The 25,541-nt window shown below is 42.3% G+C and carries 24 protein-coding genes; 21 read left to right on the top strand and 3 right to left on the bottom strand.

All coding sequences use genetic code 11. The features are described 5' to 3' along the window. Window positions 1–131: 131 nt before the first annotated feature. Both CEF19_RS08715 and CEF19_RS08710 read right to left on the bottom strand, forming a co-directional pair. Window positions 132–1,544: a response regulator transcription factor gene (locus CEF19_RS08715; protein WP_100405735.1), complete on the bottom strand. Its 1,413-nt coding sequence runs from the start codon at window positions 1,542–1,544 to the stop codon at window positions 132–134. Next, window positions 1,519–3,267: a sensor histidine kinase gene (locus CEF19_RS08710; RefSeq protein WP_100405734.1), complete on the bottom strand. Its 1,749-nt coding sequence runs from the start codon at window positions 3,265–3,267 to the stop codon at window positions 1,519–1,521. The genes CEF19_RS08715 and CEF19_RS08710 overlap by 26 nt, the downstream gene beginning before the upstream one ends. A gap of 338 nt (window positions 3,268–3,605) precedes the next feature. Here CEF19_RS08710 and glpK point away from each other — a divergent pair, with 338 nt between their 5' ends. The 3 genes from glpK (at window position 3,606) to CEF19_RS08695 (ending at window position 7,517) form a co-directional block, all read left to right on the top strand. Continuing rightward, entirely contained in the window at window positions 3,606–5,096 is a 1,491-nt protein-coding gene (gene glpK, locus CEF19_RS08705) for a glycerol kinase GlpK (protein WP_100405733.1), read from the top strand. Window positions 5,097–5,315: 219 nt separating this feature from the next. After that, complete coding sequence (locus CEF19_RS08700) at window positions 5,316–6,974, top strand: glycerol-3-phosphate dehydrogenase/oxidase (RefSeq protein ID WP_100405732.1); 1,659 nt, start codon at window positions 5,316–5,318, stop codon at window positions 6,972–6,974. Window positions 6,975–7,061: 87 nt separating this feature from the next. Then, window positions 7,062–7,517, top strand: a complete 456-nt coding sequence (locus CEF19_RS08695) for a hypothetical protein (RefSeq protein WP_100405731.1) — start codon at window positions 7,062–7,064, stop codon at window positions 7,515–7,517. A 66-nt stretch (window positions 7,518–7,583) separates the two neighbouring features. On the opposite strand, the gene CEF19_RS08690 is transcribed toward CEF19_RS08695, so the two are convergent. Next, window positions 7,584–8,897: an FAD-dependent oxidoreductase gene (locus tag CEF19_RS08690; protein ID WP_100405730.1), complete on the bottom strand. Its 1,314-nt coding sequence runs from the start codon at window positions 8,895–8,897 to the stop codon at window positions 7,584–7,586. A 161-nt stretch (window positions 8,898–9,058) separates the two neighbouring features. Here CEF19_RS08690 and prfA point away from each other — a divergent pair, with 161 nt between their 5' ends. The 18 genes from prfA to atpE all read left to right on the top strand — a co-directional run bounded on the left by prfA (window position 9,059) and on the right by atpE (window position 25,527). Next, window positions 9,059–10,129 (top strand): peptide chain release factor 1, encoded by a 1,071-nt coding sequence (gene prfA, locus CEF19_RS08685; RefSeq protein WP_157800920.1) that lies wholly within the window; start codon window positions 9,059–9,061, stop codon window positions 10,127–10,129. Between the two features lies 1 nt (window position 10,130). Next, a complete protein-coding gene (prmC, locus tag CEF19_RS08680) occupies window positions 10,131–11,000 on the top strand; it encodes a peptide chain release factor N(5)-glutamine methyltransferase (protein ID WP_100405728.1) in 870 nt (289 codons plus the stop codon). A 75-nt stretch (window positions 11,001–11,075) separates the two neighbouring features. Next, window positions 11,076–11,705, top strand: a complete 630-nt coding sequence (spoIIR, locus tag CEF19_RS08675) for a stage II sporulation protein R (RefSeq protein ID WP_100405727.1) — start codon at window positions 11,076–11,078, stop codon at window positions 11,703–11,705. A gap of 225 nt (window positions 11,706–11,930) precedes the next feature. Beyond that, the gene (locus CEF19_RS08670) at window positions 11,931–12,392 is read left to right on the top strand and encodes a hypothetical protein (protein WP_100405726.1); all 462 of its coding nucleotides are present in this window, start codon (window positions 11,931–11,933) and stop codon (window positions 12,390–12,392) included. 205 nt (window positions 12,393–12,597) lie between these two features. Beyond that, window positions 12,598–13,644 (top strand): L-threonylcarbamoyladenylate synthase, encoded by a 1,047-nt coding sequence (locus tag CEF19_RS08665; protein WP_100405725.1) that lies wholly within the window; start codon window positions 12,598–12,600, stop codon window positions 13,642–13,644. A gap of 81 nt (window positions 13,645–13,725) precedes the next feature. After that, window positions 13,726–14,268 carry a manganese efflux pump MntP gene (locus tag CEF19_RS08660; RefSeq protein WP_100405724.1) on the top strand — a complete coding sequence of 181 codons (543 nt, stop codon included), beginning with the start codon at window positions 13,726–13,728 and terminating at the stop codon, window positions 14,266–14,268. Between the two features lie 123 nt (window positions 14,269–14,391). Then, complete coding sequence (locus tag CEF19_RS08655; RefSeq protein WP_100405723.1) at window positions 14,392–14,829, top strand: low molecular weight protein arginine phosphatase; 438 nt, start codon at window positions 14,392–14,394, stop codon at window positions 14,827–14,829. 228 nt (window positions 14,830–15,057) lie between these two features. Further along, window positions 15,058–15,495 carry a ribose 5-phosphate isomerase B gene (gene rpiB, locus CEF19_RS08650; RefSeq protein WP_100405722.1) on the top strand — a complete coding sequence of 146 codons (438 nt, stop codon included), beginning with the start codon at window positions 15,058–15,060 and terminating at the stop codon, window positions 15,493–15,495. A gap of 24 nt (window positions 15,496–15,519) precedes the next feature. Beyond that, window positions 15,520–16,083, top strand: coding sequence for a TIGR01440 family protein (locus CEF19_RS08645; RefSeq protein WP_100405721.1), 564 nt, complete (start codon window positions 15,520–15,522; stop codon window positions 16,081–16,083). A gap of 125 nt (window positions 16,084–16,208) precedes the next feature. After that, on the top strand, window positions 16,209–17,459 hold the full coding sequence (glyA, locus tag CEF19_RS08640; protein WP_100405720.1) for a serine hydroxymethyltransferase: 1,251 nt from the start codon (window positions 16,209–16,211) through the stop codon (window positions 17,457–17,459). 172 nt (window positions 17,460–17,631) lie between these two features. After that, on the top strand, window positions 17,632–18,261 hold the full coding sequence (gene upp, locus CEF19_RS08635; protein ID WP_100405719.1) for a uracil phosphoribosyltransferase: 630 nt from the start codon (window positions 17,632–17,634) through the stop codon (window positions 18,259–18,261). A gap of 45 nt (window positions 18,262–18,306) precedes the next feature. Then, window positions 18,307–20,166 carry a hypothetical protein gene (locus tag CEF19_RS08630; protein WP_100405718.1) on the top strand — a complete coding sequence of 620 codons (1,860 nt, stop codon included), beginning with the start codon at window positions 18,307–18,309 and terminating at the stop codon, window positions 20,164–20,166. After that, window positions 20,159–20,743, top strand: a complete 585-nt coding sequence (locus CEF19_RS08625; RefSeq protein WP_157800919.1) for a nuclease-related domain-containing protein — start codon at window positions 20,159–20,161, stop codon at window positions 20,741–20,743. Before CEF19_RS08630 ends, CEF19_RS08625 begins: the two co-directional genes overlap by 8 nt. Window positions 20,744–21,337: 594 nt before the next feature. Next, window positions 21,338–23,614, top strand: coding sequence for a S8 family serine peptidase (locus tag CEF19_RS08620; RefSeq protein WP_100405716.1), 2,277 nt, complete (start codon window positions 21,338–21,340; stop codon window positions 23,612–23,614). Between the two features lie 290 nt (window positions 23,615–23,904). After that, complete coding sequence (locus CEF19_RS08615; protein ID WP_100405715.1) at window positions 23,905–24,129, top strand: AtpZ/AtpI family protein; 225 nt, start codon at window positions 23,905–23,907, stop codon at window positions 24,127–24,129. Between the two features lies 1 nt (window position 24,130). Further along, window positions 24,131–24,523: an ATP synthase subunit I gene (locus CEF19_RS08610; RefSeq protein WP_157800918.1), complete on the top strand. Its 393-nt coding sequence runs from the start codon at window positions 24,131–24,133 to the stop codon at window positions 24,521–24,523. A 6-nt stretch (window positions 24,524–24,529) separates the two neighbouring features. Next, window positions 24,530–25,243, top strand: a complete 714-nt coding sequence (gene atpB / locus CEF19_RS08605; protein ID WP_100405713.1) for a F0F1 ATP synthase subunit A — start codon at window positions 24,530–24,532, stop codon at window positions 25,241–25,243. Window positions 25,244–25,314: 71 nt separating this feature from the next. Then, window positions 25,315–25,527: a F0F1 ATP synthase subunit C gene (gene atpE / locus CEF19_RS08600; RefSeq protein WP_100405712.1), complete on the top strand. Its 213-nt coding sequence runs from the start codon at window positions 25,315–25,317 to the stop codon at window positions 25,525–25,527. Window positions 25,528–25,541 lie beyond the last annotated feature (14 nt).

Below are 25,541 nucleotides of genomic sequence, written 5' to 3'. Positions count from 1 at the left end.
ACGTATGTAAGCGTATACAATTCAGAGGATAGTCCATAGATTAGGTAGACAAATGAGTGTAAATTAATGAAAGCGCCCCTTAAGAAAGGGCGCTGTGAATATCTTCGAACATTTAGCTACCTTTAAAGCAGTCATTTCTCTACCTTACGATGCTTTTGGCGATATTCACTCGGTAGAACACCCGTACTTTGCCGAAAAAGGCGACTAAAATATTTATGATCAGCGTAGCCTGTGTTTTCCGCAATCCATAAGATTTGCTTATCCGTAAAAGATAAATACTCTTTAGCTTTTTCAACACGGACATGACGAACATATTCATTGAAGGTCATCTCAAACATGTCCTTAAAGCATTGTGAAAAATAACTACGACTCATATTCACTTTATCTGCTATATATTTGGCGCTAAGCGGTGAGGCTAGTTCCTGATTAATAAGAAGGATTGAGCGATAAATACACATCTTTACTTCTTCCGATAGATGTGGCTTCACAACGGCATTATGCAGCAAGGTTTTCATTCTGTATAACCATTTTTCAACCTCAATCCAACTAGAAAAATGAGTAGGCATAACAATTTTCTCAGATGTTAGCGGAAAATAAATGCGATTCCACTCGTTTACAATTAAGTAGAGCTCATTAATTAAGCTTGCAGTCGGTAATTGCAAAGCTTTTAAATCTAGCGCAATCCCTTCTAAAATAATATGGTTATGAACCCAATTAAAAGAGAGTAGGGTTTCCCTTATCTCAGCAATATTCCTTTGGGGAGAAGCCACTTGCTTGTTTGCTAATTCATCAACGGACTTAATGAGTATTCGTGTTGGATCATAGTCGTAGAAAAAGTCCTGTTCGTAATAAGCCAGTAATAGCTGCTGAAGCTTGTTTACTTGCAGTCCTTTAAGTCCCGTTAGATGCATCACCCCGTACATCGTTGTATTAGAGTTTCGTAATGTTCTTAAATTCGTTGAAATCGAATTCAGTTTATCTTGTTCACTTGAAACCCAAAGATAGACACCAGAATTGAGCAACAAAGGTGGATCCGAGTCAATGTTCTCTAACTCATACTGTGTTAGTTCAACGCCCTTTCGTTCAGAAAACCACACATACCCTTCATCTACGTCGAGTATTTCTTCATACGGGGCGGCTATAGCTCGTTTACTACTTTTTTGCGCAGCAAGGGTTCTTTGGTGAATTCTCGCAAGGATCTCATCAAAGCAATCTTGATTGAGCTCGACCTTTGAAATGTAGTCTATTGCCCCTAGTCTAAGCGCTTTTTGGATATAATCAAAGTTTTGGTGAAGAGTTAAGACAACAACGAGAATCGTTGGGAACCGCTCTCTCATAATCATCATTAACTCTAGGCCAGACATGACGGCCATTGAGATATCGGTTAAAAGTAAATCGATATCTGTGGTTTCTAAGATTTCTAAAGCCTTTTCACCATTATTAGCTTCACAGATGACCTCCATATCGAAGTCCTTCCAGGGCATCGCTGAAATAAGGCCTTTTCTTACTAACTTATCATCATCCACGACCATTACTTTTATCATCTACATGCACCTCCTTAATCGGTATGGTTAAAAAGATTATCGTGCCTCGTCCGACATCACTCGAAATGGACAACGTTGCTTTCCCGTCATATTGTCTTTCAATGACTCGTTTTACATAATTCATGCCAATGCCAAGCCCAGCCTTTTGTTGATTAGCAGAATGATTGTTTAAGAGTTGCTCTATTTTCTCTGCTGACATTCCACTCCCATTGTCTTTGACAGCGATTTCAATTTGATTATCTTTTCCACCTTTCACCGTCACGGTGATATGTCCGTCATCACTCAGACCATGGTAGAGAGAGTTTTCTACCAAAGGCTGTAGAATGAATCGAGGTACAGGCGTATCTAACAAGTCATTCTCAACCGCTATGTTAACCGAAAATTCAAAATCATACCGAACTTGTTGTAACGTTAAATACTGTTTCATTGATTCAATTTCTTCACGTATCGTTGATAGCTCTCCTAGTTTGCCTAAATTATAGCTTAGTAGCTTATTAAGCGAGGTAACAATTTGGTCTATTTCTTTTTGACCGTTCAAGACAGCTAGCCAATGGGCTGTATCTAATGTGTTCATGAGAAAGTGAGGGTTAATCTGGTATAATAGTTTCTCAACTTCAAGGTCAGCCCTCCGTTTTTCTTTTAATTCCACCTCTTTAAATAAAGACAAAATTTGTGATTTCATATGTTGGAACTGTCTTAATAGTGCATCAAATTCAGGTATTTTTGTGGTAACTATTCGCGTACCAAAGTCATTATTGGTCATTAAGTGAATTTCCTGATTAAAGTGATGTAAGGGTCTGTATACCATGAGCCACAGTAACCATGCAACAATCAGGCTAAGAACGACAAAAAACAGGGTGAGATAAATCATTTGCACTAACCACTGATTTTTTTCTTCGTTATATTGTGCTTTAGGAATTAAAGAAATAATACTCCACCCTTGAGAAGACGTTCTTTTAAACCAGTAAAAACCATTTATTATCCCAGAATCTCCTTCTTCAAAAGCAGTCTGAGTGGGAAAGACCAATTCTTCGTCACTATAAGTAATATTCCCATTGTGATCAAGAATCAGATAATTAGAGTGTTTTCCTGTTTGGTTCGTCTGCAAGATATCTTGTGTTAAGTTAAAAGCTGATTCAATATAGACATAGATAGGTTCACGTAGTGGTATGTCTACTTGTCGAAGGGTAGAGAGAACATATTGATCGTTATAGCGTTGTAAGCTAACATGTGGCCCCAAATTTTTAATTTTGTAATTGTCAGCAAGTAAAGGGAGATTTTCAATAGAGAAGTTTTCTTTTACTCCATAATTATTAAAGAGAAACCGGTTTTCATCGGGTACATAGTACATGGTTAGCCCAATACTAGGATTACTAAAAGTGAGCACATTAAATTCATTTTTAAATTCACTGTATAGGTGTGCTCGTTCGTATGGATCAACGGCATGTAAATAAGCATCCAATTTGATGCCAACGCTTCCTGGAAAAGCAAGTTGTTGTGAAACATGGTTCAAGTTTACAATTGTATTTTCAAGCGACAGCTCAACTTGCTTTAAGTTGTCCTGTAAAGATGCATTTAATTTACTCGTCAAAATGGAAGACATCGTATGATACGCAAAAACGACTGTACAGATAATAGGAATTAATGTACTAAGAGCAAAGACGAGTACAATTCGCTTTTTTAAAGTGAAGTATTCTGTAAGGTCTGGAATAATTTTAGCCATGATAAAAACATCCTTTTTATTGCCTGTTTTTGATAGCTCTTCCCATAAATATACTTTGTTTAATGGGTAAACAAAACTCTTTTTTGTAATAATTTAGAATTGATAGTTAAAATAATTTATAGAATCCATAGTTTAGAAGATAAAAAGAATGGCGAACTATTTAGTTCCCCAATCCCCAAAACAGAATGATTGAAAGTAGTTGACAGGGTTTACATCTCGCAGTACACTTTTGATAAGTTAATATATGTGACGGAGAAAATGGGAGATCCACAATGAAACTTCATGATTAAATGGAGGGCAATTGTGGATCTTTTTTTGCAGAAAAGGGGAGTGTTGAAATGGAAAAGTATATTCTAGCCTTAGATCAAGGGACAACAAGTTCACGAGCAATTCTTTTTAATGAAAAAGGAGAATCTGTCTATAAAGCACAAACAGAATTTACGCAATACTTTCCAAATCCGGGCTGGGTTGAGCATAATGCCAATGAGATTTGGAGCTCGGTATTATCGGTCATTGCTTCTTGTTTTTCTGAATCAGGAATTTCAGCAAGCCAAGTTGCAGGAATTGGGATTACAAATCAACGGGAAACGACAGTTGTCTGGGAAAAAGATACCGGAAAGCCAATCTACAACGCAGTCGTTTGGCAATCAAGGCAGACATCTGCAATTTGTGATGACCTAGTTGAGAAGGGATATAAAGCTTTATTTCAGAAAAAAACCGGCTTGCTCATTGACGCCTATTTCTCAGGAACAAAAGTGAAATGGATTCTTGATCATGTAGAAGGTGCACGTGAGCGAGCTGAAAAAGGAGAGCTATTATTTGGAACCATGGACACATGGCTCATCTGGAAACTCTCAGGAGGAAAAGCCCATGTGACCGATTACTCAAACGCCTCTAGAACGCTTCTCTACAATATCTATGATTTATCCTGGGACGATGAACTTCTAGAAATTTTAGATATCCCAAAAGCGATGCTTCCTGAAGTGCGGCCCTCTTCTGAAGTCTATGCTCATACTGTTGACTATCACTTCTTCGGTGAGTCTGTGCCAATTGCTGGGGCTGCGGGCGATCAGCAGGCGGCCCTCTTCGGCCAGGCCTGCTATGAAGAGGGAATGGCGAAAAATACGTACGGTACCGGCTGCTTCATGCTGATGAATACCGGTGAGAAGGCTGTTACTTCCAGTCATGGTTTGCTCACAACAATTGCCTGGGGTCTTGATGGCAAGGTTGAATATGCTTTAGAAGGAAGTATTTTTGTCGCAGGTTCAGCGATTCAGTGGCTTCGTGATGGCTTACGGATGATTAAAGATGCAGCCCAAACGGAAGAGTATGCAACAAAGGTCGCTTCAACAGAAGGTGTCTATGTCGTGCCAGCCTTCGTCGGGCTCGGAACCCCGTACTGGGATAGCGATGTTCGTGGGGCTGTGTTTGGTTTAACAAGAGGAACCTCAAAAGAGCATTTCATCCGGGCCACACTCGAAGCCTTAGCTTATCAAACGCGTGATGTCGTCGGAGCAATGGAAGCCGACTCTGGAATTCAACTGAAGAAACTTCGAGTCGATGGTGGGGCAGTTCATAATCAATTCCTCATGCAATTTCAAAGTGATATTCTTAATGTACCCGTGGAGCGGCCAATTATTAGCGAAACAACCGCTTTAGGCGCTGCATATTTAGCGGGGCTCGCCGTAGGCTATTGGAAAAACAAAGAAGAAATTTCAAAACAGTGGGAATTCGATTGCACATTTATGCCCCAACTTGCAGAGCAACAGCGTGATTCACTGTACGAAGGCTGGAAAAAAGCAATTCAAGCCGCGCTGATGTTTAAATAGACTAATGACTTTCGCGTTAGTCTCATGTATACTAGACATAAGTTAATACACGGTAGGAGAAACGGAGAGACCACAAGAGGCCTTTTATCTTTTTTTGAGATAGGGGCGGCTTTTGTGGTCTCTTTTTTGTTGTTTTCTTTGGATTGTTCAAAAAGGGATGATTTTTACCTCTTTGGGTAATCTTTACAACGTGATTTATTCTAAAAGGGGGAAACGAGTATGACATTTTCAAGTACAAAGCGAGCTTCCATCATTACAAAGATGGAGGAGCAACGATACGATATATTGATTATTGGTGGAGGAATTACAGGAAGCGGGATTGCCCTTGATGCGACAACACGTGGAATGAAAACGGCCTTAGTCGAGATGCAGGACTTCGGTGCAGGCACCTCAAGTCGTTCAACTAAGCTTGTTCACGGGGGTCTTCGTTATTTAAAGCAATTTGAAGTGAAAATGGTTGCTGAGGTGGGAAAGGAAAGAGCCATCGTTTATGAAAATGGCCCCCATGTGACAACACCAGAATGGATGCTTTTACCACTTCATAAAGGTGGTACGTTCGGCAAATTTTCAACATCAGTAGGCTTACGTGTGTATGACTATCTAGCAGGTGTTAAACGCAGTGAGAGACGGTCCATGCTTAGCTTAGAAAAAACAAAGCAGCTTGAGCCACTTTTAAAGCAAGAAGATTTAAAAGGTGGCGGCTATTATGTTGAATACAAAACAGATGACGCCCGCTTAACAATAGAAGTTGCAAAAAAAGCGAGTGAGAACGGAGTAACGGCGTTAAACTATGCGAAAGTCGAGTCATTTATTTATGAGGAAAAAAAGATAGTTGGTGCCATTATCGTTGACCAGTTCACAAAGAAATCATTCCGTGTGTATGCGAAGAACATTGTGAATGCAGCCGGCCCATGGGTTGATACACTTCGCGAGCAAGACGGTTCAAAAAAAGGGAAGTCATTGCAACTAACGAAAGGGATTCACGTGGTTATTGACCAAAAGCGTTTTTCCTTGAAGCAAGCATGTTATTTTGATACTCCAGATGGACGAATGGTGTTTGCGATTCCAAGAGACGGAAAAACCTATGTAGGGACAACAGATACCGTCTATAAAGGTGATGTGGCACACCCTCGTATGACAGCAAGTGACCGCCAATATGTACTAGATGCGATTAATTTTATGTTTCCGACGGTCAAGATGAAGATTGAGGATATCGAATCAAGCTGGACCGGCCTTAGACCATTGATTCATGAGGACGGTAAAGACCCTTCTGAAATATCGCGAAAAGATGAAATTTGGACTTCGGATTCAGGGTTAATTACAATTGCAGGTGGAAAGTTGACTGGTTACAGAAAAATGGCGGAAATGGTCGTCAATCAAGTAGCAAAAAGCTTTCAGGAAGAAGAGAATATATTATTTTCACCAAGCCAAACAAAGGATATGCCGATTTCTGGAGGAGATGTGGGTGGTGCAGCAAACTTCGCAACTTTTGTGAAAGAGAAGGTGAAAGCAGCTGAAGCGATTGGACTTGCTAAAGATGAAGCAGAAAAACTTGTACGTCGTTATGGCTCCAACATTGATCGTGTTCTTCACTACGCTAGTGAATATAAGAAACTCGGAATTACTGGTCTAAATTTATTCGTATTTTTGCAAGTCACTTACGCTATCCACGAAGAAATGGCTGCTACACCAGTTGATTTCTTTATTCGTCGAACAGGTGCCTTGTTCTTTGATATTGCTTGGGTGCGTCAGTGGAAACAAGATGTCATTTCCTTTATGGAGATTGAGTTTGACTGGACAGCCGAGCAAAAAAACCAATTCGAGCAAGAGCTAGAAAGGCACATCCATGATGCAGTCGTACCCCTAGAAGCGGAATAAGTCGTGATTGGACAATTTTGCGAGGAGTAAAGCTTGGTATCTGGGCATCCTAAAAAGGCAACCCCATTAATGCAGGAGGTGCCAGACATGAAAGTATGGGTAAGCTGTTTGCTAACGGGCGTTGTTCTTTTGACAGGGTGTAACGACCAGGAAACACCGCAAGCTCAAAATGTAAATATCGATCAAATCACGTATGGCCTACTTGGACCAGGACCAGCAAATTACCACGGGATTCAAAAGTTGCCAACCTACCGCAGCCAAGGGGAAGAAAATACAACGGGTACTAGCTTTCGTAAGATGAATGCTAACCGTCAGGATTTAGGGGACGATCAATTGACGATTCACGAGATCGTTGAAAATGACTCACCCTTTAAAGCGGGAATGGTTATAATTGCAGGTAGTCATGCTTGGGTGAATATTACACCCCCAAGTGACATGGAACCTAACGAGAAAAAGAAAAAACTCAGTGCACTACGTCAGGAATTAACACAGAAAATTCCACGTTACCAAGTGCATCTTCGTGATAACTCAAAAAGCTCTTAGCGCGAATGGCGCTAAGAGTTTTTTTAAAATCAGTGAAGGGAGATTTCCCGTCCCCTTGAATCAGATCTACCCTCGACGTCGTGATGTTTGCTGAATGGGGTCCCATACACTATTGAACGGGGGGGAATAGGCTAAGTCTAGATCCTCAAGCTGAGTCATCGTCATCCGAGCAAACAAAGCGGTTGAGAGCACATCAATTCGTTTATCAACGCCCCTTTTCCCAATGACCTGGGCCCCGAGAAGTTGTTCGGTCTTTTCATGATAAAGTAAACGTACCGTTAATTTGTCTTTGTCAGGATAATACCCTGCGACATGTGGCATTTCCGCTTGAATACTTTTAAAAGGATAGCCGAGTTTCTCAATTTCCTGCGAGGGTAAGCCTGTACTCGCAAGCGTTAAGTCAAAGAATTTAATAATGTACGTGCCGACCATGCCTTGGAAAGGACGGGTTTTGCCAATCATGTTTAAACCGGCTAAACGCCCTTGCTTGTTGGCATGAGTCCCAAGCGGGAAGTAGTCGGCCTTTTCTTTGATACGATGGTATTGCGTTGCACAATCACCCGCTGCGTAGATATCAGGCAGATTGGTTTCCAAATAGGCATTCACCTGGATTGCCCCACTAGCTTGAAGGTGAATGCCTGTTCCATCTAAAAATTCAGTATTAGGTTGAATTCCAATGGCGACAAGGACAAAGTCGGCCTCGAATTCCTCTTGATCCGTAAGAACGGAGTTGACGTGGTCTGTTCCTATAAATTTCTCGACGGACTGGTTAAGCACAACGTTCACCCCGTGTTTATGTGCTTCATCATGAATCAATCCACCAAGCTCTTTATCAAAGCTTTTTGCTAATTGTGGCGAGCGTTCAATAATAGTCACTTGTTTTCCCAGATTAATGAAGTTTTCTGCCATTTCTAGTCCAACTGCTCCGCCACCTATGATGACAATGTTCTTAACCTCTTTTTGCAAATCGTTAAGAATCGCCTCGGCATGTGGGATTGTTTTAACGACGTGAATACCTTGCAAACCGATTCCCTCAATCTCAGGAACAATAGGACGAGCCCCAGTCCCGATGAGGAGTCTGTCGTAGGTAATTTCAAAACCATCTCCGCTCACTGTTTTCGCTTCGGGGTTGATAGCTTTTACTTCATGATTAATCCGCGCGTCGATGCCATGCTTTTCACGGTAGGTATCGACTGTTCTGGCAATGAGCTTGTCGGGCTTTTCTATGACACCGCCTACATAATAAGGAATTCCGCACTGCGCGTAAGAATACACCTCACCCTTTTCGAGGACGATGACCTCAGCTTGTTCTTCATTTCGAACGATTTGCATGGCTGCACTCATGCCGGCTGCGTCGCCACCAATAATTACATATCTCATCTCTAACACCTCTTTATAGCAATCATATTCACACTATTCCCGAAAAATAGAAAAACAATCCTTAGCCAGAATAGACTTAAATGGCCCTCACATTGACCCGCCCCCGCCCATATACTATAATTAGACCGTTATGGACTGGAAATATTAATGAGGTGAAAGCCGTGTTTGATCGTTTGCAATCGTTAGAAGACCGCTACAATCGTTTAAATGAATTATTGAGTGACCCGGATGTTATCAGTGATTCAAAGAAATTACGTGAATTCTCGAAAGAACAATCTGACCTTGAGGAAACAGTGCTAGCGTATCGTGAATATAAAGACGTGAGTGAGCAACTTAAGGATTCAAAGGCGATGCTTGAAGAAAAGCTCGATGATGAAATGTATTCGATGGTTAAAGAAGAAATCGATGAGCTATCAACAAGCCGAGAGGATCTTGAAGCACGTTTGAAAATTCTTTTGCTTCCAAAGGACCCGAATGATGATAAGAATGTTATCGTTGAAATTCGTGGTGCAGCGGGTGGCGACGAGGCGCAGTTGTTTGCTGGTGACCTTTATAAAATGTATAGTCGCTTTGCAGAAGCGCAAGGCTGGCGTTCGGAAGTCATTGAGTCGACATCAACAGAGCTTGGTGGCTTTAAAGAAATCATCTTCATGGTCAACGGAACAGGAGCGTACTCAAAGCTTAAGTATGAAAATGGTGCGCATCGTGTGCAACGTGTTCCGTCAACGGAATCTGGTGGACGCATTCATACATCTACAGCGACGGTTGCCGTTTTACCAGAGGCAGAGGAAGTCGAAGTCAACATTCATGAAAAAGATATTCGCGTGGATACCTTCACTTCAAGTGGCCCAGGAGGACAATCGGTTAATACGACGATGTCTGCTGTTCGCTTAACACATATTCCTACAAATACAGTGGTCTCGTGTCAAGATGAGAAATCGCAAATCAAGAATAAGGAAAAGGCAATGAAGGTTCTTCGTGCCCGTGTGTATGACAAGATTCATTCAGAAGTTCAAGCAGAGTATGACCAAAATCGTAAGCTTGCTGTTGGAACAGGTGATCGCTCTGAGCGGATTCGTACGTATAACTTTCCACAAAGTCGTGTGACGGACCATCGTATCGGCTTAACCCTACAAAAGCTTGATCAAATTCTTCAAGGAAAACTTGATGAAATCATTGAACAGCTTATTATGGAAGAGCAATCCGAGTTAATGAAGCAGGCGGAAGAATAAGATGACGTCCAAGACAATTTACGAAGCCCTTCACTGGGCTTCTTCTTTTTTAGAAGAACGGAATCTCGAACCACCTGCAGCCGAGTTGTTAATTCGTCATCATTTACAAGTGAGTAGAACGGAACTATTTATGCGTTACCGTGACGCCATTACACCTGAGTTTTTTGAGCGTTACGAAAAGGACGTATTGACATATGCAAGTGGAGTCCCAGTTCAGCATATTATTGGTTATGAGGATTTTTACGGTCGACGTTTTAAGGTAAATAAAGATGTTTTAATCCCACGACCAGAAACAGAGGAGCTTGTTCTCGCAATTTTAGAGGAAAAGAAAAAGCTGTTTGCAATAGAACCCGTCCATCTCGTTGATATCGGCACGGGGAGTGGGGCAATTTCAGTAACAATCGCACTTGAGGACCCAGCAATCCATGTTCGTGCAGTGGATATATCCCAAAGTGCCTTACGTGTTGCTAGAGCCAACGCTAGTGCTCTCGGTGCAGACATAACCTTTTTCGAAGGAGATTTATTACAGCCATTACTTGATTTGAACGAAAAGGTTGACATTGTTGTCTCAAATCCACCTTATATCCCACTTCATGAAGAAAAAGAGTTAGCGACACATGTCCGAGATCACGAACCCCATCTCGCTTTGTTTGGTGGGGAGGATGGGTACGACTTATATCGTCGTATGATTGAGCAGCTTCCTAGCGTTCTGCGGTGCAAAGCATTAGTTGGATTTGAAGTTGGTGCCGGTCAAGGAAAAACGGTACGAAAAATGCTAGAGGTCGCCTTTCCTCGTGCAACAACCGAGATTCGTGAAGACATCAATCGCAAGGACCGAATCGTTCTAGCTTATGGAGATATGACGATTTAAATAAAATTTAGAATGCTAGGTTTAAGTTCGTACCGTTCTGTCCACAATGAGTGGTGAAGGGGCGGTGCGAAAACAATGAAATCAAATGTTATTATCTATCTATTATTCTCTTTTTTCGTTTTATTAGTTAGTTGGGAGTCGCAAAATGCACAAGCTGTGGCTACACTTCATCAGGAGGTTAGTCAAGATGATGCCATTCGTCTCCGGATATTAGCAAATAGTGATTCCATTAAAGATCAAGTACTGAAAAGAGAGATTCGTGATGAAGTCAACAAGGCCATTACTAAATGGGTGACGGATATCGCTGATTTAGAAGAAGCGAAAGTAACGATAAAAAACAATCTTCCAAGGATTGAGACGATTGTTCAAGAAGAATTAGCGAAGCAAGGATTAAGTCAAAGCTTCACGGTTTCCTTTGAGGATGTTCAATTTCCGACAAAGATTTATGGTAATATTGTTTATCCAGCAGGCTCGTACCAAGCTGTACTAATTACACTTGGCGAAGGAAACGGAGAAAATTGGTGGTGCGTTCTATTTCCTCCTCTATGCTTTTTAGATATGGCAAATGGAGAAGCAGTCGAGGCAGAGGAAGTTGCTGATGAAGAGCCCCAGCAGCTAGCGACAGAGCAGGGGGAAGAAGTCGAAGTGAAGTTCTTTGTTGTCGAGTTTTTCTCAAGCCTTATCGACCGAATAAAAGGAGCTTAAAGGGCACTGAAAAACCCCTTGAAAGCATTTCGAGGAAGCGCAATGGCTCCGCACATCGCTCGCCCAACTATGAAAAACCATTCATAGCAGGACTTTCAAAAAATGCGACACTTCGCACATTGCAAAAAGGACACTGAAAAACCCGCACTTTTTCAGTGTCCTTGGGTATAACTTGTCCAAGCCTCGCATAGATATCAACCAATGGATATCAGAGGAGTGATGAAGATGAGTATCGTCGTCAGAAAATTAGAGAATAAGGATTTGCTACCCATACAACGGTTATTAGCGAAGGCCGGTTTAACAGAGGATGGCCTTGACCAGCATGTAACCCAATTTCTCGTTGTCGAGGATGAACAAGCAGAAATTATTGGAACCGTAGGGATTGAACAATACAATGAGTATGGTTTATTACGGTCCCTTGTGTTAAATTCACCGATTTGGAATGGTCAGCTTAGCCTTGAATTTTTACAAGTGACATTAGCATATGCCTCGGATCAAAATATATCTAAAGTGTTTCTTTGTGCAAAAGGCACCAATCCACTTTTTCAACAATTAGGGTTCAAGGAGTTACAAGCGGCCGCTGTCCCGTTAGATATCCAGCGTTCTGCGCATTATCAGCAAAATACTGGACCGAATACGAGAGTTTGGGCCTGTGAATTAGCGGATAACTCTGTGAATAAGTTCTAAAATCGATAAGTTACCAACAAGTTATCCACAAGAGTGGATAACTTGTTTTTCTTGTGTTGATGTAACCCTTATGGAAGGATTGATTGTATTTAGAATGATGAGAGAAGAAAAACCTTTTTAAAAGGCGCTTTTCGTCGAATATTTGTCGTTTATTTGACAACGGTAGACAAGGCTAGCAAAATGAAAGTGATAGGAGAGATGAACGATGAGTTATAAACAGACAAAAATTTGGACTGTGGATAACGTTGGGAGTAGATCGTCAAGACCCCCTAATATAAAGGAAGCAGCCCTGTTGATAAAAAATGGCGATGTCGTTGCTTTTCCGACGGAGACGGTTTATGGACTTGGAGCGAATGCGTTAAGTGAAGAGGCGGTACAGGGAATATTTACTGCAAAGGGAAGGCCGAGCGATAACCCTTTAATTGTCCACATTGCTGCTCAAAATCAATTAGAAGATCTCGTTCTCGACATTCCAGAAAAAGCAAAAGTACTCATGAACTCGTTTTGGCCGGGACCACTAACAATTATTTTTCGGAAGAAAGATACTCTTGCCAGAGCAGTGACGGCAGGCTTAGAGACAGTCGGAGTGAGAATTCCCAACCATCCAGTTGCTTTGGCGTTGTTAGAGGAGGCGGGAGTACCTGTTGCTGCGCCAAGTGCAAATCTCTCAGGGAAGCCAAGTCCAACGACTGCTAAGCATGTGTTTGATGATTTAGCTGGTCGGATTGCCGGCGTAGTGGATGGTGGTGTAACTGGAGTCGGCCTTGAATCGACGGTGTTGGATTGTTCACAAGAAAGACCAATAATGTATCGCCCTGGTGGTGTGACAAAGGAAGAAATTGAAGCGGTGATTGGGTGTATTGATGTTGACCCCGCGTTAGTCACAAAGAGTCAAACCCCGAAATCACCAGGGATGAAGTACACACATTATGCCCCAAAAGCAACTCTCATTTTAGTAGAGGAACTAGAGGATCTTCAAAAGCACATTGATGAAGCAAGAGCGCAAGGAAAGAAAGTTGGAGTCTTAACGACGTCAGAGGGATCGAGTAATTATCAAGCTGATGTGGTCATTAGCTGTGGTACGCGCTACGATCTTTCAACCGTTGCTGCTCAATTATTTGGATGCTTACGTGACTTTGATAACCAAGAGATTGATTTAATCCTATCTGAAGTTTTCCCTGAAGAAGGAGTTGGTGCTGCGATCATGAACCGTTTAAACAAAGCAGCAGGAGGACATATTATTAAAGGATAGACAGCCTGTTTTTTAGATAGGTTGTCTATTTTTTCTTGGACTTGCATAGATTGAAATAGCATGTTCAAGGAGTGGGTAGGGATGAATGAGTTTATAACATTGTTCATTATGGCTGGGGCACTTGGGATGGATGCCTTTTCCATTGCGCTTGGAATGGGAATGCTTGGGCTACGCTTAAGACAAATCTTTTATATTGGTGTGACAATCGGGGTTTTTCATATTGTTATGCCGTTAGTAGGCATTGCAGCTGGGAAAGTACTCTCAACATATTTTGATATGATTGCGACCTTTATCGGCGGTGGGTTGTTATTTATCATTGGCTTACAAATGGTTGTCTCCTCCTTAAAGTCAGAGGACGCGTCGCTTGTTAAGCCAGTTGGTTGGGGGCTGTTTTTCTTCGCAATTAGCGTCAGTTTAGATAGCTTTTCAGCTGGATTGAGCTTAGGAATGCTCGGTGCCAAAACCGTCATTACCGTTGCGATGATCGGGGTTATGAGTATGATTCTTTCATGGCTTGGATTATTGATGGGAGCAAGATTTCAACATTATATTGGGTCTTACGGAGAGGTACTTGGAGGCTGCATATTGATTGGATTTGGCATTAAATTATTCCTGCCGCATTAGCATTAGCTCCTATACAGTTTTCGAAATGAGTATGATAAGATGATAAAAAGAGATAAAGATAAGCAAGTGGAGTAAACGTCTACATGAAAGGCAGTAAAGAGTTATGAAGAAAGGACGTAGGTCATGGCAGAAAAGCGTGTGCTGTTTGTATGTACTGGAAATACATGTCGAAGCCCGTTAGCGGAGGCGCTTTTGCGAGAAAAGGCAGGTGACTCGGTTGAGGTGAAATCTGCTGGAGTCCAAGCCTTTCCAGGTGAATCAGCCTCTGAAGGGACAAGACGTGTACTAGAGAAGCGTGGCATTACCCTTCAGCATCAAGCTCAAATGGTTACCGCTGAGTTAGTGGAATGGGCAGATTTGATTTTAACGATGACAGTAAGCCATCGTGATTTGGTCGTTCAACATTATCAAAATAATGCGGATAAGGTGTATACCTTAAAAGAATATGCGGGCAAGGATGACTTAGATATTAGTGACCCGATTGGTGGTCCGCTAGAGGCCTACGAAAAAACGGCTCAGGAAATTGAACAAAGCATCAAGGTTGTTATCAAGAATGATTAGAAGACAGGCGAGAGGGGAAAAACGATCCATGTAGGGAGCGAAAATACCGACAAAGGATGCGTAAAAAGCTTCCATTGGGGCGTCTTGAAGACCAAGTAAAGCAGGTCGGTTTAATTCATAATATCGAACCAGGCATAGAGATTGAAAGAAATAATTAAACAATTTACAATTTAAAAAAGTGAATGTTTCAAACAAGCAGAACGTTCATACAAAAAGTGAGGAATAAATATGAAGATAGCACTAGCCTCTGACCACGGGGGAATGAATATTAAAGAAGAGATAAAGGAATTATTAGAAGAGAACGGCTACGAGTACGAGGATTTTGGTTGTGATTGCACAACCTCTGTGGATTATCCGGATTATGCGCTTCCTGTTGCAAAGAAGGTTGCTGATGGTGAGTTCGATCGAGGGATTCTTATTTGTGGAACTGGCATTGGCATGTCAATTGCTGCGAATAAGGTAAAAGGGATTCGCTGTGCGCTTGTTCATGACTTATTCAGCGCAAAAGCAACACGCGAGCATAATGATAGCAATGTATTATCCATGGGGGAACGCGTCATTGGTGGAGGTTTAGCGCGCGAAATTGCGAAAGTTTGGCTAGAAACAGAATTCCAAGGCGGTCGTCATGCGAACCGTGTAGGAAAAATTTCAAGCTATGAAGCGTAACAAAATCAGGAGGGTGCTTTTATTATGAGCCTGTCACAAGAATTGATTATGGCACAAGTAAAGCAAGCGGTTCAGGATTTACATAAAGTGATGCCTTTAACTGACGAGGTATTGCTCGTCGTTGGGACAAGCACGAGTGAGGTCATTGGCTCCCATATCGGGTCGAATGGATCTCATGAAGCAGCAGAGGCTATTTTCTCGGCATTAACAGATATTCAAGCCGAAACAGGGGTTCATTTTGCTTTTCAATGCTGTGAGCATTTAAATCGTGCGCTTGTATTGGAAGAAGACGCTGCAAAGAAACGCGGCTACGAACTCGTTTCCGCGATTCCTATTCGAAAAGCGGGTGGTGCGATGGCAACCTATGCGTTTTCGAAATTGGAGAAACCGGTCCTTGTTGAGGCAATTAAAGCGGATGCGGGAATTGATATTGGTGACACATTAATCGGTATGCATTTAAAACCAGTTGCTGTCCCCGTTCGTAGTGAGGTTCGATCGATTGGAGAGGCCCATTTAACGATGGCCATAACTCGACCAAAATTAATTGGTGGCGTTAGAGCTGTATATGAGCAAAATTGCGGAACATGAATGATTTTTGTAAATTTCATTAAATAATACGGAAATTCATTGAATGATGTGGTACTATATAATCGAAAAGATATAAAAACGAGATAAAATCCGAATGGTTCGGTTTAATTGAAAGGGGAAAGAGAATGGAAAACTTAAAGAAACAAGACCCGAAAGTGTTTGCCGCAATTCAACAAGAGCTTGGACGTCAACGTGATAAAATTGAGCTAATTGCTTCAGAAAACTTTGTTAGTGAAGCGGTTATGGAAGCTCAAGGTTCTGTGCTAACAAACAAATATGCAGAAGGATACCCGGGTCGTCGTTATTATGGTGGCTGTGAGTATGTTGATATTGCTGAAAATATCGCGCGCGACCGTGCAAAAGAAATCTTCGGTGCAGAGCATGTTAATGTTCAACCGCATTCAGGCGCACAAGCAAACATGGCCGTGTATTTCACAATCTTGAACCAAGGTGACACTGTTTTAGGAATGAACTTATCTCATGGTGGTCACTTAACGCACGGTAGTCCAGTAAACTTCAGTGGCGTTCAATACAACTTTGTAGAGTATGGTGTGGATAAAGAAACGAAACAAATCGATTACGATGTTGTTCGTAACTTAGCACTAGAGCACAAGCCGAAGTTAATCGTGGCAGGGGCAAGTGCTTACCCACGTGCAATTGACTTCAAGAAATTCCGTGAAATTGCTGATGAAGTTGGCGCGTACATGATGGTTGATATGGCACACATCGCTGGTTTAGTTGCGGCAGGACTGCATCAAAATCCAGTTCCACATAGTCACTTTGTTACTACAACAACGCACAAGACATTACGTGGACCTCGTGGCGGAATGATTTTCTGTGAAGAGCAATTTGCCAAAGCGATTGATAAGTCAATTTTCCCTGGGATCCAAGGTGGACCGCTTATGCACGTGATCGCAGCAAAGGCTGTGGCATTTGGTGAAGTGTTAACAGATGAGTTCAAAACATACGCTGGAAATATTATCTCAAATGCAAAGCGTTTAGGCGAAAAACTTACGAGTGAAGGCATTAACCTCGTATCGGGCGGAACAGATAACCATCTTCTCCTTCTTGACCTACAATCCCTTGGCTTAACAGGAAAAGTAGCAGAGCATGCATTAGATGAAGTTGGCATTACAACAAACAAAAACACAATTCCATTCGACCCACAAAAGCCATTTGTTACAAGTGGTATTCGTATCGGTACAGCAGCGGTTACATCACGTGGCTTAGACGGCGAAGCAATGGATGAGCTTGGCGCGATTATTGCGTTAACATTAAAGAACGTCGACAATGCCGAGAAGCAAGAAGAAGCGCGGAATCGCATTGAAGCATTAACGGCTAAGTTCCCAATGTACCCAAATATCTCTTATAGCTAATAGTGTTCAAAATCAGAAGAAGCCTGGCGCGAAGCAGGCTTCTTTTTCGTTAATAGGGAAATAATAAGCGGACAGACTTGATTGACACGAGCTTTTTCTGTAAAATCTCTAAGGATAGAACTACAGATTGTATCCTAAAGAACAGGATCTAAAGACGAAAAGGAGTTTTACAATGAGCAAAGTATTTGTGTTTGACCATCCTCTCATTCAGCATAAGCTAACCTATATCCGCGATAAATCAACAGGTACGAAAGAATTCAGAGAACTAGTTGATGAAGTTGCAGGATTAATGGCGTTTGAAATCACACGTAATTTACCGGTACGTGATGTGACGGTAGAAACACCAGTAGGAACCGCGCATTCGAAAAAAATCGCCGGCAAAAAGCTCGGTCTTGTGCCAATCCTACGTGCAGGTCTTGGCATGGTTGACGGTATTTTACGAATGATTCCAGCCGCAAAAGTTGGACATGTCGGTTTATACCGCGACCCGGAAACTTTGCAACCAGTAGAATACTACGTAAAGCTGCCAACTGACGTGAGTGAGCGCGAATTTATCGTCATCGACCCAATGCTTGCTACAGGCGGTTCCGCCGTCGAAGCGATTAATAGCTTAAAGAAACGCGGCGCAAAAACGATTAAATTAATGTGTCTCGTTGCAGCCCCAGAAGGTGTGGCTACTGTCCAAAAAGCACACCCTGATATTGATATTTACCTTGCCGCCCTAGACGATAAGTTAAATGAAAAGGGCTATATCATCCCCGGCTTGGGTGACGCCGGCGACCGACTATTCGGAACAAAGTAATAGCGAAGCAGGAAAGCACTTCTTTGAGGAAGTGTTTTTTTTTGTATGGCTGCTGATAACCGGGGAGTTGCTGAAACATGGCCGGGAGTTGCTGAAAAGAGTCGGGAAGTTGCTGAAAAAGTGGGCGGAGTTGCTGAAAAGAGCCCGGAAGTTGCCGATAAAATGGCTGAAGTCGCCGAAAAGTTGGGGAAAGTTGCTGATAACCGTGGAGTTGCTGAAAAAGTGGACGGAGTTGCTGAAAAGAGCCCGGAAGTCGCCGAAAAGTTGGGGAAAGTTGCTGATAACCGTGGAGTTGCTGAAAAAGTGGGCGGGGTTGCTGAAAAGAGTCGGGAAGTCGCCGATAAAATGGCTGAAGTCGCTGAAAAGTTGGGGAAAGTTGCTGATAACCGTGGAGTTGCTGAAAAAGTGGACGGAGTTGCTGAAAAGAGTCGGGGAGTTGCTGAAAAAGGGGAGGGAGTTGCTGAAAAGAGCCCGGAAGTCGCCGAAAAGTTGGGGGAAGTTGCTGAGAACCGGGGAGTTGCTGAAAAAGGGGAGGGAGTTGCTGAAAAGAGCCCGGAAGTCGCCGAAAAGTTGGGGGAAGTTGCTGAGAACCGGGGAGTTGCTGAAAAAGGGGAGGGAGTTGCTGAAAAGAGCCCGGAAGTCGCCGAAAAGTTGGGGGAAGTTGCTGAGAACCGGGGAGTTGCTGAAAAAGGGGAGGGAGTTGCTGAAAAGAGCCCGGAAGTCGCCGAAAAGTTGGGGGAAGTTGCTGAGAACCGGGGAGTTGCTGAAAAAGGGGAGGGAGTTGCTGAAAAGAGCCCGGAAGTCGCCGAAAAGTTGGGGGAAGTTGCTGAGAACCGGGGAGTTGCTGAAAAAGGGGAGGGAGTTGCTGAAAAGAGCCCGGAAGTCGCCGAAAAGTTGGGGGAAGTTGCTGAGAACCGGGGAGTTGCTGAAAAAGGGGAGGGAGTTGCTGAAAAGAGCCCGGAAGTCGCCGAAAAGTTGGGGGAAGTTGCTGAGAACCGGGGAGTTGCTGAAAAAGGGGAGGGAGTTGCTGAAAAGAGCCCGGAAGTCGCCGAAAAGTTGGGGGAAGTTGCTGAGAACCGGGGAGTTGCTGAAAAAGGGGAGGGAGTTGCTGAAAAGAGCCCGGAAGTCGCCGAAAAGTTGGGGGAAGTTGCTGAGAACCGGGGAGTTGCTGAAAAAGGGGAGGGAGTTGCTGAAAAGAGCCCGGAAGTCGCCGAAAAGTTGGGGGAAGTTGCTGAGAACCGGGGAGTTGCTGAAAAAGGGGAGGGAGTTGCTGAAAAGAGCCCGGAAGTCGCCGAAAAGTTGGGGAAAGTTGCTGATAGCCGTGGAGTTGCTGAAAAAGCGGGCGGGGTTGCTGAAAAGAGGCCGGAAGTCGCCGATAAAATGGCTGAAGTCGCTGAAAAGTTGGGGAAAGTTGCTGATAACCGTGGAGTTGCTGAAAAAATGGGCGGAGTTGCTGAAAAGAGCCCGGAAGTCGCCGATAAAATGGCTGAAGTCGCTGAAAAGTTGGGGAAAGTTGCTGATAACCGTGGAGTTGCTGAAAAAGTGGACGAAGTTGCCGAAAAGAGCCCGGGAGTCGCCGATAAAATGGCTGAAGTCGCCGAAAAGTTGGGGAAAGTTGCTGATAACCGTGGAGTTGCTGAAAAAATGGGCGGAGTTGCTGAAAAGAGCCCGGAAGTCGCCGATAAAATGGCTGAAGTCGCTGAAAAGTTGGGGAAAGTTGCTGATAACCGTGGAGTTGCTGAAAAAGTGGACGAAGTTGCCGAAAAGAGCCCGGGAATTACCGGAAAATTACCAGAGGTCTCCGAAAAACCGTTCATTATAAAAATTCAGCTCTCAAAAGAGGATATTCTCGACTTGATATGGAATGACTTACTTACACACGAGAGGAGTTGGTTCAATGATTGAAAAACCGCATGGTAAACCCCGGTATTTAAAAAAGTTAGAGGCATTACTTCGAAGGACTCCTTCCGACCATCCTAGCTACCCCTTTATAAAAGAGCAACTGTCTAAAAGTGCATCTGGGTACAAGGGTGAGCAGAACCTATCCTTTTTTCTAAGCTTTCTCCCTGAAAAGGAATATCATATTTTTCATGACCTTCGTTTACTTGATAAAGAACGCTACTTTCAACTAGATATTCTCATCCTTTCTTCTTCCTTTTGTCTCATCCTCGAAGTCAAAAATATTGCAGGCACTTTATATTTCGACCCTCATTTTCATCAATTAGTGCGAACGTTTGAAGGAAGAGAAGAAGCATTTCCGGACCCAATAATTCAAATAACTAGACAAAAAAGACAATTAGAGGAATGGTTCCAATCAAAAAAGATAGCTGTTCCAATTGAAGCCCTGGTGGTTATTGCTAATTCATCTTCTGTAATCAGAACTACTACAGAAAACCAACACCTCTCTCAAACAATCTTGCGTCGTGACTTCCTTCCTCAAAAAATCACGGAGCTAGAACACACTTATCCAAAAAACTCTTAACACACAAACAAATCATCCGCATTAAACAACTACTTCATACCCATGACACCCCTTCAAATACACTTATCTTAGACCAATTTCGCCTAACAACAAAGGAATTAAGAAAAGGAATTTTCTGTTCGAAGTGTGGCTTTCTTCCGTTAGCCCGAGACTATGGATCATGGTATTGTCCCACTTGTAAACATAAAGACAAATTTGCACATATAAAGGCGCTCGAAGATTACGCATTATTAATTAAAACAACGATTACAAACTCTGATGCACAAGATTTTTTACAAATTACGAACCCTAATGTGGTAAAGCGAGTTCTCAAGTCTTTTAGTACATCCTTTGTAGGGATAAAAAAAGCACGCACTTATATACTTGAGTAAGAGAAGTCGAATGAAGTTGCTGATAAAATTGAAAAAATCGCCGAAAACCGGCTTAAAGTTGCCGAAACCCTGAACAAAGTCACCGAAAAAAACCTCGAAGTTGCTGAAATCCAGAAAAAAATTCTTAAACCCCATCCAAACCACACAAAAAAACCTTCATACATGAAATAAACTTCTTCTACTCATACTAATCTTTAACATCGGTGAACGGGAGGAGATTTTGTTGCCTAAAAGATATTGGTTAAGCCTCATTATATTAATAACTATTTTGCTTCCAGTTTTGCAAGTGGAGGCTGCTGTTTTCCCGGATTATCCAGTTTATTCACTGCCTGCTTCACCAGATAGTAAAACGATTGTCATTGTCACCACAGACGGTGAAGTAAGGGTAGAGGAAGTCGCCAAACAAGTGAAAGAAAGTATTCCGACAAGTAATGTACGAAAAGTATTTAACCGCATATATAATGGTTTTTCTATAGAGATCTCAGAAAGTGAACTTAATCTGCTTGAAAGTTTAGAACATATTGAACGTATTGATAAAATGGCGTTTTATCAAACCAATCTTGACAGTAGTGTACCGTTTATAGGTGGCGGTGAGGTGAGCCGCTTAGTAGACGAGGATGGGACGCATCTTACTGGAAAAGGTGTGAAGGTCGCAGTCATTGATACAGGTATTGATTATCGTCATCCGGACTTAAAGGCTAACTATAAAGGAGGATATGATGTTGTCGATTATGACCATGACCCAATGGAAACAACGTCAGCTCAAGGACCTCCTACACTTCACGGAACACATGTTGCGGGGATCATTGCCGCAAATGGCCAAGTAAAAGGAGTCGCACCTGAAGCTGAAATATATGCGTATCGTGCGCTTGGTCCGGGCGGTCAAGGAACAACAGAGCAAGTGATTGAAGCGATTGAAAAAGCAATTGAAGACGGAGTAGACGTCATTAATCTTTCACTCGGAAATACGGTCAATGGTCCAGACTGGCCAACAAGTGTTGCTCTAGATAAAGCCGTTGAGGAAGGCGTCATCGCAGTTACATCGAACGGTAACAGCGGACCGAAAATGTGGACGGTTGGTTCACCTGGGACATCTACAAAGGCTATATCTGTTGGCGCCTCAGCCCCTCCGATAAAAATACCATATTTAACGATTTTCAAGGAAGAAAAGGAGCTTGAACTATTCCCGATAGGTGGCACTCTTCCATGGTCCTTAAAGCGTGACTTCCCCCTCATTGATGGTGGGTACGGAAGAAAAGAAGAACTAGACGAAGTGAAGGCAGAAGGAAGTATTCTGTTAGTGAAACGAGGAAGAATACCATTTACAGATAAAGCGCGATATGCAGAAGCGGCAGGTGCCAAGGGTTTAATTATTTATAACAATCTCCCTGGTGCGTTTGTTGGCTCAGTCGAAGGTGGGGTGAGACTTCCAGTTGTTAGCGTCTCTCAGGAAGACGGGGAGTGGTTACAAGAAATAGTTACTGATAGTAAGGATTCCGTTCAATTACGAACCATTTATCGTGAAAAAGAAGACTTTATTGCCCCATTTAGCTCAAGAGGACCTGTTACACAGACATGGGAAGTGAAGCCAGATTTGGTGGCACCTGGCGTATCCATCGATAGTACCGTTCCGAATGGATACCTTGGCTTAAATGGGACAAGTATGTCAGCACCACATGTGGCAGGAGCTGCAGCGTTAATAAAGCAGGCGCATCCGAAATGGTCACCCGAACAAGTAAAAGCAGCATTAATGAATACGGCTAAAAAGCTTGTAACAGAAGATGGCAATCCTTATCTTCCTCACGAACAAGGAGCTGGACGAATTCAGGTGGATAAAGCGATTGCAGCAACAACCTTAGTATCACCGGGAGCCATCACGTTTGGAAAGTGGACAAAACAAGATCCAAGAGAAAAACGTCACGTCTCATTTACAATTGAAAATCATGATGACGTCACCAGAACATACCATGTTAAGCCACCTTTTGATATTCCGGATGGCTTGCAATGGAAGGTGCCTTTTTCAACAACGATAGCACCAGGAGACAAAAAGGATGTAACCGTAACGGTGGATCTCCTCCCTTCTGTACTAGCCGAAGGGATACATCACGGACAGATCGAAGTCGAAGGTGGAGCCGATATTATTTCAATTCCTTTTGTTTTCTTCATTGAGGAACCAGATTACCCGCGCATTATGGCTTTTAATTTCGGCCATGGCGATATAGAAAACTCCTATCGTTATGAGATGTACTTGCCTGGTGGGGCGGAGGAAGTTGGCATTGCTTTGTACGATCCTGATACGTTTGAATTTATTACTTTTCTTGATGTGAAACGAGATGTTGGACGCGGTATGCTTGGTGGGGAATTTGAAAACCTAGACTTAGCAGACGGTGTGTATAAAGCACTCATTTTTGCTAAACAAGACGGAAAGGAGGACACGCTTGAGAGTTGGGTAACAATCGGAGCTGAGCTTCCTCCAGTAAGCCAAGGGAAAAGGGAATAAGCTAGCAATCAAGGCACTGAGTTTAGCTGCAATAAAAATTGCTAAGCTCTTGTCTTATTTTTTTTTGCTACTGTTCTTGTGAATAAAAAAACATCTGGAGATAATTGAAACATAACCCAGTAACTTAGTATGCTTTTTGTCAATAATGTGAACAATGCTTTATATCAAGTTTTCTTAAAAATTTTTAACATGGAAACGCATTGACACGAGGTATTGACCATAGTACGATTACAAAGGATATAATGGTAAGGGTTACATGTTTGTAGGTTTGCTTGAAGGGAGACGCGTTCATGTCTGAAAGAAAACGTAGCCCATGGCGAGCAATGGCACTAGTCTCAATCATCTCCTCATACATTGTTGGAAGTGTCCTTTCTGGTGTGTTTATAGGGATTTGGCTTGATAATCAATTTGACACGAAACCAATTTTCTTAATCGTGTCATTATTTACATGGCTTTTTGTTGGAGGCTACGGTGTTTACAAAGTAATTGAACCGTTTTTAGGAGACGATGGGTAATATGACTTCAATTGAAAGTAAAATGAAGCACTACTCGGTGACAGTAAGTATATTTACTTCGTTGTTTCTGGTTGGCTACTTGTTCTCCTCGTATCCAGATGTTTTCCTCGGTTTACTACTTGGTACAACAGCCGGTTTGTTTAATCTTTGGACAACCTATAGTAAGGCACAGGTTGTTGGAAGTGTAGCCGACAATGTAAAACAGCGTTCCATTTTCTCCTTTGTTGTTGCAGGTCTTGGTTTCATCATCCGAATTGGTGTGATTTTATGCAGTATATGGTTGGTTGCGAAGTTTCCTGACAACATCGAATTATTTGCAGTCATTACAGGGTTTTCCCTGATATATGTCATTATTATAGTAGATATGCTTATACAAATTGTTAGAAAGAGGTGAAATTATATGGATCATCATGCACCCATGAGGGATATTTTTGGCTTGACCTTTAATATGTCCACTGTACTCATGACAACAGTCGCGTGTCTTATCGTGTTTTTAATTTGTTTTATCGGAACACGGCGAATTGCTATGCGTCCCTCAGGAATGCAAAACTTTCTTGAATGGTTACTTGATTTTGTACGTGGCATTGTTAAAGCGAACATGAGTTGGAAAGTTGGCGGGCAGTTTATTGCATTAGCATTTACTCTGCTATTTTATACCTTTGTCGCGAATATGTTAGGTATTCCATTCGAACTCGTAAACAAAGAAACGCATGAAGTTTGGTGGAAATCACCAACATCAGATCCTGTTTTAACACTGACAATGGCTGTTTTGGTCGTTGTATTGACACATTACTACGGGATAAAAATTCGCGGGTTTGGCGAATACATTAAAGATTATATTCGACCAGTACCGTTTTTACTTCCCTTTAAAATTATTGAGGAATTTGCAAATACGTTAACACTAGGCATGCGTCTATTCGGTAATGTCTATGCAAAGGAAATCTTAATGGTTTTATTGGTTGGTCTGGGTACATCAAGCTTAATTGGTGGATTCGGTGCCATTCTGCCACTTGTTGTGTGGCAAGCATTTGGTATGTTCATTGGTTCAATTCAAGCGTTTATCTTTGCCATGCTTGCGATGGTTTACATGGCACATAAAGTTGAAAGTCACTAATTTTGGGTTACAACGCTCTTTTAGAGCACTAACATAAAAAATTAATATTAATCATAGGGAGGAAATTTATCATGTCATTATTAGGAGCTGCAATTGCAGCAGGTTTAGCAGCGATTGGTGGGTCAATCGCAGTAGCAATTATTGTTAAAGCAACATTAGAGGGCGTAGCGCGTCAACCAGAACTTAAAGGTACACTTCAAACACTTATGTTCATTGGTGTTCCTCTTGCGGAAGCTGTTCCGATTATCGCTATCGTTATCTCTTTCTTATTATTATTCCAATAATAGGAGTACATTCC

The organism is Bacillus solitudinis (genome assembly GCF_002797395.1).
Classification (GTDB): domain Bacteria; phylum Bacillota; class Bacilli; order Bacillales; family Bacillaceae_D; genus Halalkalibacter_A; species Halalkalibacter_A solitudinis.
Note: the sequence above shows the minus strand (reverse complement) of the source record. Positions and strands in the feature narration are given on the sequence as shown.